The organism is Alteromonas sp. V450 (genome assembly GCF_001885075.1).
Lineage (GTDB): Bacteria > Pseudomonadota > Gammaproteobacteria > Enterobacterales > Alteromonadaceae > Alteromonas.
The window spans coordinates 3641676-3660239 of record NZ_MODU01000004.1 but is presented as its reverse complement, the minus strand read 5'-3'; the positions used below and the strand labels follow the sequence as shown (position 1 = coordinate 3660239).

Below are 18564 nucleotides of genomic sequence, written 5' to 3'. Positions count from 1 at the left end.
TCTCTCCTAATCGACGGGGCGATAAATGGTTTTCCCCACCGGTCTCACAAGATTAGTATACATATTGAAATTTTCAGAATGTCCGGCCATATATAATCCCGATGGCTTCAGCATGCCGACCATTTTTTGTAGTACTTTTAGCTGGGTTGGTTTGTCAAAATAAATCATCACATTTCGGCAAAAAATCACGTCAAGCGGCCCCTTTACGTCCCACTTCGCATCGGTGAGATTCAGCTTTTTGAACTGCACCATGTTGCGCAATTCGTCCACCACTTTAACTTTGCCTTCATTAGCCCCTTTTCCTTTGTGGAAAAACTGCTTTTGTCGATGTTGGGGGATTTTCGCAATAGACGCTAAGGGGTAAACACCGGCCCTAGCTTTAGCCAGAACTTTGCTGTCTATGTCGGACGCAATAATTTTTACCGGCGTTTTAAAACTTCCGTACGCTTCTGCCACTACCATCGCAATTGAATAGGGTTCTTCGCCGGTAGAGCTCGCTGCGCACCAAATAGTGGTAACGTTATGCTGGCTAAGATAATCAGCCAGGGCAGTAAAGTGATGCGGCTCGCGAAAAAAAGAGGTTAAGTTTGTGGTTAGCGCATTGATAAACTGCTCTAACTCTGACTCGGACTTATTCACTAAAGCAAGGTATTCATTAAAACTGCGCAGATTTCTTGCCCTAATTCGCCGCGCTAGCCTGCTGTATACCATCGCTTCTTTTGCGTCAGATAAGTTTATTCCTGCTTTTTTAAACAACATTTGCTGCACGTTTTTGAAGTCCGCCTTTTCAAAGGCGAACTCCCTCGTGCTATCTTGTCTTGAAACAACCGTAGTCATCAGAATGATTCCCACTCTGCTTCGTCAGGCATAGCAGGCGTGAGGGCCTTAGCCTGAGACCCTCGCTGCACCTGTGCTGTCGGTAGGCGCTGAGGTTGTCGAAAATCACCGTGAGTCAGTGCCGCAACATGCTGTTGGTCACTGCTCAGCCCCTTTCCAACTTCAAAAACAGACACCCGCTCATTTAGCTGCAAAGACTGCTGCTTAAGGCTATCCGCAGCGGCCGCCGCTTCTTCCACCAGCGCTGCATTTTGCTGAGTCATTTCATCCATTTGAATTACAGCTTTGCTCACCTCTTCAATGCCAGCGGCTTGCTCGGCAGACGCTGCGGCAATTTCTGACATAATGTCATTTACTCGTTTAATCGAGGTCACCACTTCAGCCATAGTCTCACCGGATTTCACTACCAGCTGATTACCGCTTGCAATTTTACTGACCGAGTCAGAAATTAACTCTTTGATGTCTTTTGCGGCTTCTGCAGAACGCTGCGCTAAGTTACGAACTTCAGAGGCAACAACGGCAAAACCACGCCCTTGCTCGCCCGCTCGCGCAGCTTCCACCGCAGCGTTTAACGCCAGAATGTTGGTTTGGAAAGCAATCCCGTCGATAACACCTATAATGTCTGAAATTTCCTGAGCAGAGTCATTTATCTGCGTCATGGTATCAACCACTTCACTGATAACCTCTCCGCCCTGAGAGGCTATTTGACTTGCCTGCGCAGCAAGGCCATTGGCTTGCTCGGCATTCTCAGCGTTAAGCTTAACGGTGCCCGTTAGCTCTTCCATGCTCGACGCTGTTTCTTCAAGGCTTGACGCTTGTTGCTCTGTGCGGCTCGATAAGTCTGCATTTCCAGTCGCAATCTCCCCCGATGCAACATTAATGGTTTCTACCGCTTCATTAATGCTGGTGATCGTACCTCGCATTTCATTAATAAATTGGTTTATTGCTTCACCCAAGACAGCAAAATCGCCATCTAATGCATGGTCGATGTTAACAGTGAGATCGCCCTCTGTAAGCTTAGTCATTACGTGTTTAATTTCATCTACAGCTTGAGTGCGGCCGGTAATATCCGTAGCAAATTTGACGACACGGAAAGGCTTACCGTTGTGATCTAAAATGGGGTTATAGGTAGCTTGAATGAAAATTTCTTTGCTGTTTTTGCCAACCCTGCGGTACTCACCAGAAGAATAAGTGCCGCTACGTAATGCATCCCAAAAAGCAGCATATTCTGGGCTTGCGCGATATGCGGGGTCGACAAACATGCTGTGGTGCTTACCTTTAATTTCTTCAAGGGTATAGCCCACAGTATTCAAGAAGTTTTCATTGGCATCTTGAATAATGCCGTCCATGTTAAATTCTATAACTGCCTGAGATTTACCAATGGCGGCTAACTGCCCCTCGAAATAGGCATTTTTTACTTTTTGTTCGGTAATGTTGCTGGCGTATTTCACCACTTTTACAACATTACCACTCATATCTAAAATGGGGTTATAGGTTGCCTGGATCCATACGTCAGACCCATCTTTAGCAATACGATGAAATTCCCCTGAGTAAAATTGCCCTTCAGCTAACTTTTTCCAAAACGTACGATATTCTTCAGATTCACGCTCTTGTTTGGTAACAAATATACGGTGATGTTTACCCTGGATCTCGTCTAGTGCATACCCAACCGTGGCCAAAAAGTTATCGTTAGCGCTCACAATGTTGCCATTAGGGTCAAACTCGATAACTGCTTGAGATTTACTTATTGCATCTATCTGCCCTGTGTTGAATGCATTTTGCAGCTTTTGTTCAGTGACGTCAGATGCATATTTCACCACTTTTGTTGGCTTGCCAAACTCGTCGAAGATAGGGTTATAAGACGCTTGGATCCAAAGCTCACTGCCATCTTTTTTTACCCGTTTGAACTCACCTGACTTAAACTCACCTTTTTTTAAGTCACGCCAGAAAGCCGAATACTCGGGGCTCATTTTATAATTGGGTTCAACAAACATGCTGTGATGCTGGCCTTGAATTTCACTCAAGTCATAGCCTGTTGTAGCGCAAAAGTTTTCGTTGGCGTGTTGGATAATACCGTCTAGGTTAAACTCAATAACCGCTAACGATTTATCGATTGCGTTTATTTGCCCCTCGTAGTCGACGTTTTTACGCTTTTGCGCCGTGATGTCGGTTGCGAACTTAACTACGCGAACAATATTTCCCAGTTTGTCGTAAATAGGGTTGTAAGAGGCTTGGATCCAAATTTTGTCACCGTTTTTCGCTACACGACAGTACTCACCACTGCTGCGTTCACCATTTCTTAATCCTTCCCAAAAGCGGCTGTATTCTTCAGACACACCATAATCTGGCAACACAAACAAACGGTGATGTTTACCGACAATATCTTCTTTCATGTACCCTGTTACTTTAAGAAAGTTGTCGTTGGCATCTTCAACTATGCCTTCTGGCGAAAATGAAATAATGGCTTGGCAACGATCTAAGCCATCGAGTAACCCCGACTTGTGCTGTAATTCTTGGTCGTTTATCCACTCCACCATTGTGCCAAGCTTTTCACCTTCCACGCTTTTTATCGTGGTCAGGTTCAATGTAAAAAGTAAGTCTCCTACAGGCAGTAGAAAGGTGTCGCTACTATTACAGGTGTTATAACGCTGGCTTAAATCGCTGCTATTTTCGAAAAAACGTGCAACCGAGGTGCCGGTCAAGTTTTGAAGGTTAATGTTTGAAAGCGAGCGTGAGAACTGCGCTTCATATTCTGCTGCAAGCTGTTTGAATGCCTTATTAGCGAACGTTATTGTTCCTTCTGCATTTACCAGCATTAAGCATGCACTACTTTCGCTTAACGCTTGCTCTTGAAAGCGTGAAAGACTTTGCGCAGCCACCAACTCTTCATTGTGAAATATATTAAAAACACCCATAGCATCACCTATTTTTTGTCGCGCTACGTGTTGAAGCGCTGAAATAAACTTCAAGTAACAAAAAGGCGAATTCTCTTTTTAAAAATTCGCCTTTAGTTAACTAGAAAGACTCCCACTCATCGTTGTTCGGTACTTTAGGAGCCAGCTTTTTATTTGTATTTAACGTGGCCACTGAAGCCACTTTTTTTTCCTTCACTACTTGATGTACTTTTTGAGGAAGTGCCTCAGTGATAGTGGCTCTGTCACCAATGTTAAATGTCGATACACGCTCGGATAAATTGCCCGCTTGCTGCTGTAAGCTTTCTGCAGCCGCCGCCGCTTCTTCTACCAGCGCGGCGTTTTGCTGCGTCATTTCATCCATTTGTACTACCGCTTTACTCACCTCTTCAATGCCTGAAGCCTGTTCAGAACTCGCCGCCGCAATTTCCGACATTATGTCGTTGACCCGCTTGATAGAGGTCACCACCTCTTCCATTGTCTCGCCAGACTGATTGACGAGTTTATTGCCCCCATCAATTTTGTTCACCGAGTCTGATATAAGCTCTTTGATCTCTTTTGCCGCCTCAGCAGAGCGTTGAGCCAGGCTTCTTACTTCTGACGCCACAACTGCAAAGCCGCGCCCCTGTTCTCCCGCTCTTGCTGCTTCTACAGCGGCATTTAGCGCAAGAATGTTGGTTTGAAATGCAATGCCGTCAATAACACCAATGATGTCTGAGATCTCTTGAGCCGACTCGTTAATTGACGACATGGTGTCGACGACCTGACGAATTAACTCGCCGCCGCGCGACGCGATTTCACAACTTTGCGATGCTAAACTGTTAGCTTGTTCCGCGTTTTCAGCGTTGAGTTTTACTGTACCGGTAAGCTCTTCCATACTCGACGCTGTTTCTTCTAGGCTTGATGCCTGCTGTTCAGTGCGACTTGAAAGGTCAGAGTTGCCTGTGGCTATTTCAGATGAAGCAGTATTAATGGTTTCTACTGCTTGGTAGATGGAGCCAATAGTGCCAGACATTTCGCCAACGAACTGATTTATAGCATCGCTCAATACTTGGAATTCGCCTTCAAACTGCTCATCAAGTTCAGCTGTTAAATCACCACCAGACAAACGGGTCATCACATCGCTGATAGACCCTATAATACGGCGCATGTCATCTATAAAGCGGTTGATAGATGTGCCAAGCTCCTTAAACTCACCGTCAAACTCATGCTCAATACGGCAATCTAAATTACCCTGCACCAATTCATTCATGGCGGTTTTGATATCGCTTATAGCCTGCTTTCTACCCGTGATATCAATAGCGTACTTCACAACGCGATGGGGTCTGCCGTTTTGATCCAAGATGGGGTTATAAGATGCCTGGATCCAAATTTCTTTGCCGCCTTTGCCTATGCGCTTAAACTCATCAGTAAACAGCACGCCTTGGCGTAGCTGCTCCCAAAACTGACTGTATTCAACGCTGCGCTTATACTCTTCATCAACAAACATGCTGTGATGTTTGCCGACGATTTCATCTAAGCTATAGCCAACTGTGTTGGTGAAGTTTTCGTTGGCGTTAAGAATTTTTCCTTCAAGGTCAAATTCAATAACCGCCTGAGCCTTGTTGATTGCTTCAATTTGCCCTTCAAAATATGCATTACGTAATTTTGATGCAGTAATGTCAGTGGCAAATTTCACCACGCGTATTACCTTACCATCACCATCGAAGACCGGATTGTAGGTAGCTTGGATCCAAATCTCTTTACCCATTTTATTAAAACGACAAAACTCACCGCTTTGTGGCTTGCCCGCTTTTAGTTCACGCCAAAATTGAGCGTACTCTTCAGTGCGGATGTACTGGTTATCGCAGAACATTTTGTGATGATTGCCTACGATTTCATTAAGACTATAACCAAGCGCATTCAGAAAGTTATCGTTGGCATTTTGAATAACACCATCAGCGTTGAACTCGATAACCGCTTGCGCTTCGTTCAATACATTTAACATGGTGCTTTTAATGAGCAACTCAGACTGATCGACCCACTCAACCATAGTACCTATATTCTTATTGTCTTGGTCGAATAGAGGGGTCAGCGTAAGTTTAAAATTCAAATCGCCAATACTAATTGTAGAAGTCATTGTCGATTTTAATTCAGCAAGGATATTGCGCTGATGTGAAGGGTTCCGATGAAATTGGTCGATGTTCTGACCTTCCAAATTATCAGCAGAAAAACTGGGAAGAACAGCCTGTAATTTCTTTTCATTCTCTTTGAGCAGTGTTTTCACAGACTGGTTAGCATAGATGATGTTTCTATCGGCATCGGCCATCATGATGCAGCAAGTGGTTGCATCAAGCGCCTGCTTGTTTCTCAATGCTTGATTTACATCCGTTGCTTTGGTGAAGTCTTCCAACCACGTCATAATTCCCATTGTTTCAACCCTCAACCACTTGTGTTTTTGTTTCAACTAAGCCCAATTCATTACTTGTAATTAAGCTCTCAATATTCACTAGAATAACCATATGTTCTTCGACATCTGCCAACCCGTGAAGGTATTTGCTATCAAACGCCACACCGAATTCTGGTGGCGGCAACATGTCTTCTTCGGAAAGACGAATAACATCAGACACCCCGTCAACGACAATTCCAACGATACGCTCGTGAACGTTTAGCATGATGACGATAGTAAAGTCGTTGTAGGTGGCTTCACCCACGTTGAACTTAATGCGCAGATCCACAATAGGCACAATGTCGCCACGCAGATTAATTACACCTTTAATAAAGCTTGGTGCGTTAGCTATCTTAGTGACTTGCTCATAGCCGCGAATTTCTTTCACCGTCGTGATGTCTAAGGCGTAGTGTTCTTCGCCCAACACGAAACTTAAGAATTCATTCTCTTTCGACGCACTTACGGCTTGCTGTAGGGCTGCTTCGCTCATAGTGAAACCTCTTCATTTGGAATAGTGGAACAATTTGCCGCTACCGAGTCGGCATCCAAAATCATGGCTACTTTGCCATCCCCCATAATGGTGGCGCCGGCAATCCCTGCGACCTTTTTGTAGTGTTGTTCTAAGCTTTTAATCACGACCTGCTGCTGCCCCACTAGAGAGTCCACCAGCACGCCGTAGCGTTTCTTGCTACTTTCAAGAAGTACCACTATGCCCTTGGTCGGTTCAGTAATACCGTCGTCAACCTGCATAAGCTGTGTAAGCGACACTAACGGCCAATACTGATCTCTAATCCACAGCACTTTATCATTGCCGAGTGTTTTTACTTGAGAAGCGGTGGGCTGAAAGGATTCGATAACATTAAGTAGCGGAATGACAAAAATTTGGTCGCCCACCGAAACACACATGCCATCTACAATGGCAAGCGTTAGGGGTAAGTGGATATAAAATGCTGAGCCCTCACCCTGCGATGATTCTATTTCAATGCGTCCGCCAATCGATTCTATGTTTCTGCGAACTACATCCATACCTACGCCACGGCCGGATACATCGGTAACCTCAGCTGCGGTAGAAAAACCCGCTTGGAATATAAGCTGCCAAATTTCACTGTCTGGCATGTCGGGCGTAACCGCCAGTCCGTTTTGGGTGGCTTTCTCTAAAATGCGGGCTTTGTTCAAGCCTGCTCCATCATCAATAATGCCGATGATAATGCTGCTACCTTTCTGCTCTGCACTTAAAATAACCGTACCGTTTTCCGATTTACCCGCCTCAAGGCGCTTTTCAGGGCTTTCGATACCGTGGTCAATACTGTTTCTGACTAAGTGAGTGAGCGGGTCGACCAGTTTTTCGATAAGGCTCTTATCGATCTCAGTGTTGCCACCTTGAATAACTAAGTCGACTTTTTTACCCAGTTTTGACGATAGGTCGCGCACAACGCGAGGGAAACGATTAAACGTCATATTCACCGGCAACATACGCATAGACATCACCGATTCTTGAATTTCACGGGTATTGCGCTGAAGCTCATCTATTGCAAGCTGCAAGCGTTCACCTACTTGCCCTTCAACCTCCTGGCCTACGTTAGAAAGCATGGATTGCGTGATAACGAGTTCACCAACTAAGTTAACCATTGCATCAATTTTGGTAGTGTCTACGCGAATTGATGCGGCTTCTTTTGCTACGGCCTTTGGCTTAGTTTTTACCGGCTTCACAATGGGCTGTTTAGGTGGGGCAGACTGGGGGGCCTCTGTTTTTACGGGAAGGTTTTCTGGTTCGAAGAAACCGAAACCTTCATCAACGTTGCTAGTGTCACGGTTTGCTTCTGCGTCAGTATTTACTTTGGTAGGAGTTGCTTCATCGTCGAAGAGCCCAAAACCTTCTATATCGTCCGCGCCATTTTCACTTTCCTCTTGGGCTGCAGTCTCTTCTTCATCAAAGAAACCAAAACCCTCAATGTCGTTGGCTTCATCTTCTGCGTTTGGTTCGGGAGAGTCCTGAGCATCTTGCACCGGCAGCCCTGATGCGCTTGCAAGCGTGTCTTCAAGTACTTTAATACTGGCATCAATTTGTTCTTGAGGGAGTTCTGTTTGTTCTTTATAAGCAGATAAGGTGTCTTTGAGTACATCAAGGGTTTGTAGAAAAATATCAACAATATCCGCCGTAACTTGAATTTCTTGGTTACGCGCTTTGTCGAGAAGGTTTTCCATGACATGGGTAAGATTCATTAAAGCGTCGAAGCCAAAGATACCGCTGCCACCTTTTATGGAATGCGCCGCTCTAAAGATACTGTTTAACTCTTCGGGGTCGGGAGCATCCACGTCCAAGGTCATGAGCAACTGCTCCATGTCTTGAAGGTGTTCATCACTCTCATCAAAAAACACACCGTGAAACTGGTTTACATCAATGGTCATGATTGACTCCCATTCGCCCTATTTAAACCAACGCTTAACTAACCTAAAACTCGTTTCATCACATCTAGCAGCTTATTCGGATCGAAGGGCTTCACCATCCATCCTGTAGCGCCAGCTGCTTTTCCTTTCGCCTTCATATCGTCACCAGCTTCCGTTGTTAGCATGACAATTGGCGTCGAACGAAAGTTAGCCAGACCTCTTAAAGACTTGATCAGCGTGAGACCATCCATGCGAGGCATGTTTTGATCGGTAAGAACGAAATCGAAACGGGTCCCCTGGCACTTGTCTAGCGCATCTTGTCCGTCTTGGGCCGTTGTTACGTTGTAATTTGCTGACTTAAGTGTCATTTCAACCATCTGGCGAATAGACACAGAGTCATCCACAATCAGTATGCTTTTGCTCATAATTCAATCACCTTTGAATTGTCAGAGTTGCTCTTACGTTTCTTTACGAATATTTATCTTGCTGCTAAAAAAGTTCCACGTCGCCTGCATCCATGGAAGTGGCAGAAACTGGGTTGTGATCTGCTTGACCTTTTTCTGTCAGCGAGTGTTGGTAGTTTTCTAAGTTTTCTCGCACTCGGCTTGCACTTTCAGGGCTAAGCGTTGACAGCTGTTCTATAACGAACTCGATGATTTCTCGGGTATAAGTAAGGTTTTGTCCATTGATATCACCAAACTGTAACCCCCTAATGGCCGCAGCAGTTGAGTCTGCCAGCTGTTGTCTGATGGCCTCGAGTTCGCTCGCGCCTTGTATGTCGGATTCTGCTTTTTTGATGATGCCTCTAAGCTGTGCGCTAATCGCATCTTTTGCGTTAACCACGTGAGAAATATCCTGAGACGCAACAACTTCAGCGGTTTCCGTTAGTTTGTCGATAAGCGATTTGATGTTTTCTATTTGGGTTTTTATTACATCGCTAAACTGTGTAGAACGGGTTGATAGCGCACGAACTTCATCAGCAACAACGGCAAATCCGCGGCCGGCCTCGCCAGCACGTGCTGCTTCAATGGCAGCATTAAGTGCCAACAAATTGGTTTGTGAGGATATATCATCAATTCCGCTTAAGGCTTCAATGACGGTCGGCATTGCCTGCTGTATGGTTTGTACTTGAGTTTCTAACGCCCTTGTAGAGTCTGTCATTTGGGTAGTTGACGCGATAAATTGCGTTAGTGTGGAGTCAGTATCTGAAGCAAACGTGCGCATTTTATCGGCATAAGCACAATCGTCGTTGTCATCGTCTTTAAGCAGATTGTTGATACTGGCTTCTTGCTGCCCAAGCAGCGCCTGAAGTGAAATAAACGATTCGCTCAACGTAGCCACTGCATCGCTTTGAGTTGAAAAAATGTCTGCAATATTCGAAGAAGTGACGGTAAGGATGCTGCTTGCTTCAGACACTGCAACCTCCACCGACTCGTTACTTGCCGAGGTATTGTTTACACAAGATTGGTTAACAGCAGGTTGATTTGGTTTGTGAGTGGTACCAGCTTGCGAATTGGTCGTTATTTTGAGTAAAACGAATAACAAAAAAACGACACAGACTGAACTAAGAGCAAGGCCTAAATGCGCAACGGATGTAAAAGACAAGCTCCAGCTCGCTAACATCATTAAAAACGCAACAATAAACGCGTTACTCTTGCTAGAGAAAAAGTTATCTAAATAATTTGATGCAATAGCGACCACGATTCCACCTTTCACTGTTGCTGCCGTGTAAACGGCTGCACAAAACACAGTCTAAGTATGGTCTAATTTTGACCCCCAACAATTATACTTTTGAATATTTTTGTTAAACTATTGCTTTGGTGACATTAGTGACATTTTTTTAATGTTATGAGGCCCCCGAAAAGCACTTAAAGCCGACTTCCTGCACCTAAGGCTTCAAGGGTATCTAGTATCGCGTCGGAGATGTCTTCTAGAGGCTTGATAAAACTTGCAGCTTTCATTTCTACTGCGGTTTTGGGCATACCATACACCACACAGGTTTGCTCATCTTGGCAGAAAGTGATAGAGCCTTTGGTATGCATGTTTTTCAACCCCTTTGCGCCGTCGCGCCCCATACCTGTGAGCAGTACCCCCACCGCATTTCCACCAGCATGCTCAGCGAGCGAGTCGAACATCACATCAACCGAAGGCTTGTGCCCTGATACTTTAGGCCCATCATCAAGCAATAAACGATAGTCTGCGCCACTTCGTTCTACTTTCAGGTGCTTATTACCCGGTGCTAAATAGGCAAATCCCGGCAATAGACGCTCTCCACCTTGTGCCTCTCTTACCGTTATTTCACATAGGTTATCAAGCCGTTTGGCATAGGTAGTAGTGAAGCCCGGCGGCATATGCTGGGAAATTACCGTAGCAGGTGCATTGCGAGGAAAATGCATGATGACATCCTTTATCGCTTCGGTTCCGCCAGTAGACGCTCCTATACCAATGAGTTTTTCGGTGCCGGTGTAGCGCATAGAAGCATGCTTAGTGCAACGGGCTTCAGTTGGATGACCTAGCTTGGAGTGAGCTGCAGCTTTTATCTTTTCAATGATGATCGCAGCGTATTCCGCCATACCTTGCGCAACACCTAATTTTGGCTTTGCTATAAAATCCACGGCCCCTAATTCCAATGCGCGCAGAGTAGCATCGGCCCCTCGCTCAGTCAGCGTAGAAATCATTACCACTGGGGTCGGCATTGCTTTCATCATAACTTCTAAAAAACGTAGGCCATCTACCTTTGGCATTTCAATATCTAAGGTAATAACATCTGGCCTAAATTCTTGAACCATTCGCTTAGCTACGTAAGCATCGGGAGCTGCACCAACCAAGGATAGCTCTGGTGCTTGCGCCACTATTTCTGAAAGTATTTGACGAATTAACGCAGAGTCATCAACCACGAGAACTTTTATAGGCATGTGACTGTTCCGAAAATGAAATGACACCGGCTTTGGCTTGCTCAGAGAGTAGTACGCGATGCGCAGACTCACGTTCATAGAGCGTGGCATTATGGAACTCTCGAATTCGCTTCATATAAACATTGCCGTCGGCGGGAAAATAATAAATTTTGCGTGCATAGGTAGACATTAAGTCGCTGCTTATGAGTGGGATGTTGGCATTATCTAAATAGTCTAGAACGAACTCGGCGTTGACTCGCCCGATGTCTTGCTGCACAAACCCAGGTAACACCTTTCCACCACCGAACGCTTTGGCTACCAATTTATTACGACGAGCTCCCAAGTGAACAAGCTGATCTATAAGCATATTCATAGCGTGCACGCCATATTTTGTAGCTAAGCAGGTGTCGAGATTGGTAGTCAAATTAAGGTCGGGCAACATAAAGTGATTCATACCGCCAATTTTCTTTTCTTTATCGAAAATACATGCTGCTACGCAAGAACCGAGAATGGTCACGAGTGCTTTGTCTGAGGCCGTCGCATAGTACTGCCCTGGCAGAATCTTAACCGCTTCTTTCTGGAGCCGGTTATCAAAATATCGTATGGGGTTTTCATCCTGACTCATACTGCTTATCCCTCTAAACAACCGGTCGGTAAATTGTTTTCCCCATAGGAGCGACAAGTTCAGGGTACATGGTGAAGTTTTCGGAATGCCCTGCGACATACATGCCGTCAGCACTCATCAATTTCACCATTCGTGCTAATATTTTACGCTGAGTGGGCCGGTCGAAGTAAATCATGACGTTTCGGCAAAAAATCACATCTATTGGTGCATTTACAAACCAGTTTGGCGACATCAAATTTAGTGATTCGAACTGCACCATTTTTCTTAACTCATCCACCACCCTGACCCTTCCGGCTTGTGTGCCTTTACCTTTGTAGAAGAACTGGGTTTTATAATCGTGGGAAAGCTGGCTGATGCTGTTTTGGGCATAAATACCTTGGCGAGCTTTCTGCAATACTTTACTGTCGATATCTGTGGCGAGTATTTGAATGTTTGGCGTAAAGGTGCCATACACAGACGCAACCGTCATTGCAATACTGTATGGTTCTTCACCCGTGCTGCTTGCCGCACACCAAATTCGCTTCGTTTGAGGGCGACTTCGAAGGTAATTAGCTAATGCTTCAAAATGATGGGGCTCTCTAAAAAATGCCGTGAGGTTGGTAGTGAGCGCATTAATGAAGTGTTCCATTTCATCTTTACAGCTTTCTACATACGCCAGGTACTCTTTAAAACTGTGAATATTGAGCGTGCGTAGCCGCCTAGCTAAGCGGCTATAGACCATTGCATCTTTAGAGTCGGCTAAATTAATGCCAGCTTGTTTAAATAGCAGGCTTTTAACCCGTTCAAAGTCTCTTCGGCTATATGGAAATTCCCTTTGCGCTTCCGTGCTGTGTATTGCTGACATACACTAAAATGCCTCCCAGTCCGACGCATCCGGTGCGGCTGGATTAAGCGCTTTAATTCGCTGCTTTGGCACTTCGCGCTCTTTGGGTACTGCATGACTGCCGTTTAAAGAGCGTACCTCAGAGGCCTGCTCGGCCTTTCGATTATTTCCTACTTTGAAAACCGATACCCGCTGCGCAAGTTCGCCTGACTGCTGTCTCATGCTGTCGGCAGCCGCCGCTGCCTGCTCAACTAATGCAGCATTTTGCTGGGTCATTTCGTCCATTTGAACTACCGCATTACTCACTTCCTGTATTCCGGTGGCTTGCTCAGATGATGCCGCAGCAATTTCAGACATAATGTCGTTAACACGTTTAATTGCAGTGACGATATTAGCCATGGTTTCGCCAGACTTATTCACCAATACATTGCCATCGCCAATTTTATCAACCGACGCAGAGATTAGCGCCTTAATGTCTTTTGCCGCTTCGGCAGAGCGCTGTGCCAACGTTCTGACTTCAGAAGCAACGACGGCAAACCCACGACCTTGCTCGCCCGCTCTTGCTGCTTCAACCGCTGCGTTTAGCGCAAGAATATTGGTTTGAAAAGCAATGCCGTCGATAACACCAATGATATCTGATATGCGCTGAGCAGAGTCGTTGATTTCACCCATGGTATGCACCACTTGTTCAATAACCTTGCCGCCCTCTGATGCTACTTCTGATGCCTGGCTGGCCAAGCCTTTTGCTTGATCGGCATTCTCTGCATTTAGCTTCACTGTGCCCGTCAACTCTTCCATGGCAGAGGCTGTTTCTTCTAAGCTAGACGCTTGCTGCTCGGTACGACTAGACAAATCAGCGTTGCCAGTGGCGATTTCATTTGAAGCCGTATCGATGGTTTCCACAGCGGTGTGAATTTTCACTATGGTGTCGCGCAGTTCACCAATAAAGTGATTAATAGATTCGCCAAGCACCTTAAAGTCGCCTTCTAATGGCTCCTCTATTGTTTTCAGCAAATCACCGTCTGTAAGGCTAGCCATAATAGACTTAATGCTTTCAACAGCTAACGTTCTTCCTGTTACATCTGTGGCGTACTTCACTACTCTAAACGGCTTGCCGTTTTGGTCTAAAATTGGGTTGTAAGAGGCTTGGATATAAACTGGTTTTCCTGATTTATTGAAACGCTTATATTCACCGCTTGCATAAACGCCTTGGCGCAGCTGCTCCCAGAATGCCGCGTATTCTGGACTGTTTTTAAAAGCAGGATCTACAAAAATACTGTGGTGCTTTCCTTTTACTTCATCAAGGGTGTACCCCATCGCCGCTAAGAAATTACTGTTCGCGTTTAAAATAACGCCTTCAAGATCAAATTCAATAACCGCCTGAGACTTACTAATGGCGTTCAACTGGCCCTCAAAATAAGCGTTTTTCAACTTGTCTTCAGTGATGTTGGTTGCGTATTTAACTACTCTGAACGGGTTGCCATTCATGTCTTCTATAGGGTTATAAGAGGCTTGGATCCAAACACTTTTACCTGACTTGCTTATGCGCTTAAATTCTCCTGAAAAGAACTTACCTGCCTTAAGTTCAGACCAAAAACGCTGGTACGACTCTGACTGCCGGGTTTCTTCATCTACAAATAGTTGATGATGTTTACCTTTAATTTCGTCTAGGCGGTAACCCATAGTGTTAAGGAAATTATCGTTTGCGGTAATGATGTTGCCATCTACATCAAACTCAATGACCGCCTGCGATTTACTGATAGCGTTAATTTGCCCTTCAAAATACGCATTTTTTAATTTGTCTTGGGTTACATCGGTAGCAAACTTAACCACTTTAAATGGCTTACCGGTACTATCAAAGATGGGATTGTAAGATGCGCGTATCCATATTTCTTTGCCGCCCTTTGCAATGCGTTTGTATTCTCCTTCGCTGTGCTCTCCGGCTTTTAAGCTTTGCCAAAAAGCGGCATATTCAGCGCTTAATTTATGGCTTGGGTCGACAAACATACTGTGATGCTGCCCTTTAATTTCTAACAGGCTATAACCCATTGCGGCGAGGAAATTTTCATTGGCATTTAAAATGTTCCCCTCAAGATCAAACTCGATAACGGCCTGTGATTTATTAATGGCTGTGATTTGCCCTTCGTAATCCGCATTTTTTTGTTTTTGCGCCGTAATATCAGAGGCAAACTTGATGATGTAATCTACCTCACCCTTTTCATCAAACACGGGATTATAGGTTGCTTGGATCCACACTTCTTCGCCTTGCTTGTTTATTCTACAAAACTCACCGCTATGAACGTCACCGCTTTTTAGCTTCTGCCAAAACACTCTATACTCGTCGCTTAGTGCGTAATCACTGTCAACGAAAATACGATGGTGCTTTCCCACCACCTCGCTTTCGCTATAACCCATTGCGGATAAAAAGTTACCGTTAGCAGACAAAATTTCGCCGTCTGTAGTAAACGATATCACCGCTTGGCTTCGCATAATGGCATCGACCATACCTTTATTACGTCTGTTTTCAGTATTGTCCTGCCACTGTGTGACGAAAAGCTGAGTACCGTTCTCGTCTATTGTAGTTGCAGCTGAACTTACACAAAAACTATGGTCAGCAAGGACAACAAGCAGCTTGTCATCCCCTCTAGCATGTGTGAGCAAATAAGACGGATTTTCTGACGTATTAGAACCAATAGCGATGTCATCTATGTGCTTGCCAACTAGTGTAGATTCGCCCTCGTTGACAGAAAAGTCTTTGGGGTAGGCTTTTGCCATACGCAGGAATGCGGGAGTGTGAAAGTGAATAACCCCCGACTTGTCGATAACCAACAAGTTTGAGGCACTGGCCTTTAGAATATTCGACTTCAATAGCGCGTCGTGCTTCGCTATTTTTAACTCTTCGCCGTTAAGAAAATTAAATACGCCCATAACTAATAGTTCCCAATGTCAGGTGTTTGTGTTTAGTGAAGGACCTTGTAACTACGCGTCGTCTTTTACGCTTTCAGGTGCGACTAAACCCAGCTCTTCGCTGGTAATTAAACTTTCTATGTTCACCAGAATGACCATGTTTTCATCTACATCAGCTAAGCCGTGTAGATACCTGCTGTCAAAAGCTACGCCAAACTCTGGTGGCGGAAGTACTTGGTCTTCAGACAAGCGAATAACATCGGATACACCATCTACCACGATGCCAACAATACGCTCTTGAATGTTCAGCATTATCACTATTGTGAAGTCGTTATATGTGGCCTCACCTACGTTAAACTTAATACGCAAGTCCACGATAGGAACGATGTCACCACGCAAATTAATCACGCCTTTTATGAAGGCTGGCGCATTCGCAATTTTGGTAACTTGTTCGTACCCTCTAATTTCCTTTACTGTGGTGATGTCCAAAGCGTAATGCTCATCGCCAAGCACAAAACTCAAGTATTCTTTGTCTTGTCCGCCAGTAACCGCTTGATGCAAGGCAGTTTCACTCATGAAAGTAACTCCTCTATTTGACTGGAGGTATAAGTTGTAGCAATGGAGTCTGCATCGATAATTAGTGCGACTTTACCGTCACCCATAATGGTTGCCCCCGCTATTCCAGCCACTTTGCGGTAGTGTTCCTCTAGACTTTTAATGACGACCTGCTGCTGACCAACAAGCGCATCAACCAAAACACCAAAGCGTTTTTTACTGCTTTCAAGTAACACCACAATGCCTTCAGTGGGAGAAAGTGCAGCGCCTTCCACTTCCATGAAGTCGTAAAGAGGGACCAAAGGCCAGTATTGATCTCGAATATAAAGTACAGTGTCGTTGCCCAAGGTTTTCAGCTGTTGCTTAGTTGGCTGGAAGGATTCAATAATGTTTAAAAGTGGGATCACGAAGATTTGCTTACCCACCGACACACACATGCCATCGACAATAGCTAGCGTAAGGGGTAAGTGAATGAAGAAAGCTGAGCCTTCACCAGCGCTCGATTCAATATCGATACGTCCACCAATAGACTCGATATTGCGGCGCACCACATCCATACCTACCCCTCTTCCCGAGACATCGGTAATGGCTTCGGCTGTTGAAAATCCAGGTTGAAATATAAGCTGCCACACTTCTGAGTCAGGCATATCATCAGATACGGCAAGCCCATTACTTCGCGCTTTAGCAAGAATCTTGTCGCGATGAAGACCGCCGCCATCATCGATAATGCTGATAATAATGCTACCGCCTTTTTGTTCGGCACTTAGAATAACCGTGCCTTTCTCTGGCTTGCCAGCAGCGACGCGTTTGTCGGGCATTTCTATACCGTGGTCAATACTATTGCGCACGAGATGGGTAAGGGGGTCGACAATCTTTTCAATTAAACTTTTATCAATTTCTGTGCTGCCGCCCTGAAGCACCAGCTCTACCTGCTTACCCAACTTGCCTGCTAAGTCTCTGACTAAACGCGGGAAACGATTAAAGGTTGCGGTTAGCGGCAGCATGCGCATAGACATGACCGACTCTTGAATTTCCCGGGTGTTTCGCTGTAGCTCATCAATAGCAAGCTGTAGCCGCTCACCCACTTGACCTTCAACGTCTTGCCCAATCATAGACAGCATGGATTGGGTGATAACCAGTTCGCCCACTAAGTTAACCATGGCATCGATTTTAGTGGTATCTACACGTATCGAGGCCGATTCACGGGCTGCGCTTTTCTTTGCAGAAGACTTTGCTGCTGTTTTAGCTGGCGTAGGCACAGCGCCATTCTTTGTGGCCTGACCATCGTTAGTTACAGTTGTTGAATTTGGTCGTTCGCTTACATTTTGCGCGTTGCTATCGCTGGGCTTATCTAGTGCAGTATTAATGTTGCTAGCTGAGGGTACGTCTTCAAAAAAACCAAAACCTTGGCTTTCCTCTTTTTTAGTGCTTTCGGCGTTTGCTGCCTCAGATTTTACTGCGTGAGGGGCAGTGCTATTGTTAGATGTTTCTTCCTCATCGAAAAACCCAAAGCCGTCGTCGTTTTGCTGTGATAACAAAGGCTTTTCACCGCGATTTTGGTCGACTGTTTCAGTTACATCATCAAAAAAACCAAAACTATCGTCGTTGTCTTGCTTATTCTCAACAAGTTGACTGGAACCAGGCTCATCATCAAAAAAGCCAAAGCCATCGTCAGAGGTGTCATTAGCCTGAGTAATTTCGTCGTCAAAGAAACCAAAACTATCGTCCTGTTCACTTTCGCTTTGTGCGCTCGCGCTTACTTCAGGTGCCTCATTATTACCAATTGAGTCAGCATCTATGGGTTGCCCGTTAATCACACCGTTAAGTATATCTATGCGCTCATCGATGCTTTCTTGTGGAATTTCAGTTTCATCACGGTAGGCGTTTAAGGTGTCTTTTAAAACGTCGAGGGTCTCTAAAAGCACGTTAACAATTTCAGCCGTTACATTGAGTTCATTGTTACGGGCTTTATCTAACAAGTTCTCCATCACATGCGTTAAATTCATTAACGCATTAAAGCCGAAAATGCCGCTACCACCTTTAATCGAATGGGCGGCGCGAAAAATGCTATTTAGCTCTTCAGGATCAGGGGACTCTACGTCCAGATTCATCAACAGCTGTTCCATATCGTCGAGATGCTCGTCACTCTCGTCGAAAAATACACTATGGAACTGTTCAATATCGATGCTCATTCT

Annotated in this window: 13 protein-coding genes; all 13 read right to left on the bottom strand. The window is 45.1% G+C overall.

Annotated elements, in window-relative coordinates; genetic code table 11:
• Positions 1 to 6: 6 nt before the first annotated feature.
• Entirely contained in the window at positions 7 to 837 is an 831-nt protein-coding gene (locus BK026_RS16095) for a CheR family methyltransferase (protein ID WP_071816755.1), read from the bottom strand.
• On the bottom strand, positions 837 to 3752 hold the full coding sequence (locus BK026_RS19930; RefSeq protein WP_071817723.1) for a methyl-accepting chemotaxis protein: 2916 nt from the start codon (positions 3750 to 3752) through the stop codon (positions 837 to 839). Before BK026_RS19930 ends, BK026_RS16095 begins: the two co-directional genes overlap by 1 nt.
• Positions 3753 to 3852: 100 nt before the next feature.
• Positions 3853 to 6159 (bottom strand): methyl-accepting chemotaxis protein, encoded by a 2307-nt coding sequence (locus BK026_RS16085; protein WP_071816754.1) that lies wholly within the window; start codon positions 6157 to 6159, stop codon positions 3853 to 3855.
• A 4-nt stretch (positions 6160 to 6163) separates the two neighbouring features.
• Entirely contained in the window at positions 6164 to 6667 is a 504-nt protein-coding gene (locus BK026_RS16080; protein WP_071816753.1) for a chemotaxis protein CheW, read from the bottom strand.
• Complete coding sequence (locus BK026_RS16075) at positions 6664 to 8586, bottom strand: chemotaxis protein CheA (RefSeq protein WP_071816752.1); 1923 nt, start codon at positions 8584 to 8586, stop codon at positions 6664 to 6666. Before BK026_RS16075 ends, BK026_RS16080 begins: the two co-directional genes overlap by 4 nt.
• Positions 8587 to 8624: 38 nt before the next feature.
• Positions 8625 to 8990 carry a response regulator gene (locus BK026_RS16070; RefSeq protein WP_071816751.1) on the bottom strand — a complete coding sequence of 122 codons (366 nt, stop codon included), beginning with the start codon at positions 8988 to 8990 and terminating at the stop codon, positions 8625 to 8627.
• Between the two features lie 64 nt (positions 8991 to 9054).
• Positions 9055 to 10266 carry a methyl-accepting chemotaxis protein gene (locus BK026_RS19925; protein ID WP_071817722.1) on the bottom strand — a complete coding sequence of 404 codons (1212 nt, stop codon included), beginning with the start codon at positions 10264 to 10266 and terminating at the stop codon, positions 9055 to 9057.
• Between the two features lie 167 nt (positions 10267 to 10433).
• A complete protein-coding gene (locus BK026_RS16060; protein WP_071816750.1) occupies positions 10434 to 11480 on the bottom strand; it encodes a chemotaxis response regulator protein-glutamate methylesterase in 1047 nt (348 codons plus the stop codon).
• Positions 11455 to 12084, bottom strand: coding sequence for a chemoreceptor glutamine deamidase CheD (cheD, locus tag BK026_RS16055; RefSeq protein WP_071816749.1), 630 nt, complete (start codon positions 12082 to 12084; stop codon positions 11455 to 11457). Before cheD ends, BK026_RS16060 begins: the two co-directional genes overlap by 26 nt.
• 13 nt (positions 12085 to 12097) lie before the next feature.
• A complete protein-coding gene (locus BK026_RS16050; RefSeq protein ID WP_071816748.1) occupies positions 12098 to 12928 on the bottom strand; it encodes a CheR family methyltransferase in 831 nt (276 codons plus the stop codon).
• 3 nt (positions 12929 to 12931) lie between these two features.
• A complete protein-coding gene (locus tag BK026_RS19920) occupies positions 12932 to 15835 on the bottom strand; it encodes a methyl-accepting chemotaxis protein (RefSeq protein ID WP_083575105.1) in 2904 nt (967 codons plus the stop codon).
• Positions 15836 to 15886: 51 nt separating this feature from the next.
• Positions 15887 to 16390, bottom strand: a complete 504-nt coding sequence (locus tag BK026_RS16040) for a chemotaxis protein CheW (protein ID WP_071816747.1) — start codon at positions 16388 to 16390, stop codon at positions 15887 to 15889.
• Positions 16387 to 18561 (bottom strand): chemotaxis protein CheA, encoded by a 2175-nt coding sequence (locus BK026_RS16035; protein ID WP_071816746.1) that lies wholly within the window; start codon positions 18559 to 18561, stop codon positions 16387 to 16389. Before BK026_RS16035 ends, BK026_RS16040 begins: the two co-directional genes overlap by 4 nt.
• Positions 18562 to 18564: the final 3 nt, after the last annotated feature.